General features: G+C 42.0%; 1 pseudogene. It reads right to left on the bottom strand.

The window, feature by feature from the left end:
• Nucleotides 1–255, bottom strand: a pseudogene (locus G3A46_RS14295) (hypothetical protein); the annotation flags it as partial.

Raw genomic sequence — 255 nt, 5'->3', positions numbered from 1 at the left:
GATCCTTGGAATTGAATTTGCCAAATCAAACCTTATCTCCACTGGTAGATTTAGATGGTTGTAGCTGATCTGGTAGATATCCTTGTTCAGGTCCTGGGTCATATTCCCATTTTCATCATATCTATAGCCATCTCTGGGATTGGTTCCGTCCTTGAACCCAAAATTCCTGTGCGAGCCCGAAGTGGAATTATCGACTACTTTCATAAGCTTGTTCCCACCATCATAGGTATAGGTTAGATCATCCCATTTTCCGAA

Origin of the sequence: Aequorivita sp. KMM 9714, from assembly GCF_011065475.1 — a bacterium.
GTDB classification, from domain to species: Bacteria; Bacteroidota; Bacteroidia; order Flavobacteriales; family Flavobacteriaceae; genus Aequorivita; species Aequorivita sinensis.
This window is presented reverse-complemented; position numbering and strand designations above follow the sequence as displayed.